This window comes from Mobilicoccus sp. (assembly GCF_032060985.1).
Taxonomy (GTDB): domain Bacteria; phylum Actinomycetota; class Actinomycetes; order Actinomycetales; family Dermatophilaceae; genus Mobilicoccus.
The window spans coordinates 60,106-61,482 of the sequence record NZ_DAMBGD010000024.1 but is presented as its reverse complement, the minus strand read 5'-3'; the positions used below and the strand labels follow the sequence as shown (position 1 = coordinate 61,482).

The 1,377-nt window shown below is 70.6% G+C and carries 1 protein-coding gene; it reads right to left on the bottom strand.

What is annotated here, in order from left to right; genetic code table 11:
- The coding region (locus RT054_RS15740; protein WP_313025473.1) for a methyl-accepting chemotaxis protein at positions 1 to 1,220 on the bottom strand (1,220 nt) is incomplete at its 3' end.
- Positions 1,221 to 1,377: the final 157 nt, after the last annotated feature.

Here is a 1,377-nt window from a genome sequence, read left to right as displayed (position 1 = left end):
TCGATCGTCGCGTTGAGCGCGAGCAGGTTGGTCTGCTCGGCGATCGAGGTGATCGTCTTGATGACGTTGCCGATCTCGACGCTGGAGGTGCCGAGCTTGCCCACGGTCTCGTTCGTCCTGTCGGCGACGTCGACCGCGAGGGCCGCGACCTCGGCGGCATCGTTCGCGCTCTTGGAGATCTCGCGGATGCTCGCGGTCATCTCCTCGGTGCCCGCGGCGACGGTCTGGACGTTCTGTGAGACGTGCCCGGCTGCGCCCGAGATCGACCCGGCCTGGGTCGAGGACGTCATCGAGCTGCTCGACACCTCGCCGGCGCGGCGGCGCAGCCCGGCGACGGTGTCGGCGACCTGGTTCGAGGACTCGGAGACCTGGACGATGAGGGCCCGCATGTGGTCCAAGGCGGAGTCGAGCGCGGCGGCGGCCTGACCGGTCTCGTCGGAGGAGCCGACCTCCGTGCGCCGGGTGAGGTCCCCGCGCGCCGCGGCCTCGGCGACGTCCTGGATCCGGCGGACGCGGTGGGCGATCCGGCCGCCGACGTAGCGCGCGACGACCAGGGACAGCAGGACGCCGAGGGCCGCGACGACGACGATCGCGATCGTGGCGTTGCGCGCGGTCCGCCGACCCTCCTCATTGGCCTGCGCCGCCTCGGAGTGCACGATCGAGGAGACCTCGTCGAGGCTCTTCGTCACCTGCTCACCGGCGGGCACGAGCGTCTGGGCGCGGAGCGCGTTGACCTCCTTGAGCTTTCCGGCCATGAACAGTGCGTCGCCCTGCCCGAGGGCCTCGACGTAGGTGTGGATGCTCTTGTCGGCCTCGACCGCCGCCGCGCGAGCCCCGTCGCTGAGGGTGGGCCGCTCGGTGAACGCCTTCGAGTTGGCGACCAGCCGCTCGATGATCACGGTGCGCTGGTCGGTGGCCTGTTTGCGGCTGGCCTCGTCGCTGGCGATGAGCTGCGTCGCCGAGACGAGACGCATGTTCGTGTTGTCGTACTTGAGAGCGTCGGCCTTGATGATGGAGTCGAGGTGCTCCTCGTACATGTGCGCGTTGTCGGCGGCGAGGGAGCGGACACCGGCCGTGCCGACGGCCCCGACGATCAGCGTCGCCAGCATCGCGACGGCGACGGCGAGGAGGATCCGCGCGGTCGTCGACCAGGAGCGCCCGCCGCCACTCGGGTGAGCGGCAGTGGTGGGTGCGGGGGCGGGGGCGAGTGCGGTATTCATCGACATCCTCGGGTATGGGACGACCAGGTCGGGGCGGGTCGGCGGGGAGCTTGCACGACCCCCATCGGCGCCGCTGCCGCGGAATTGACCTCTTCACCAGCGAACTCGTATCCGTCGGTCTCGGTCGGCTCCCGTGTACCGACACGGGAACGGCGCG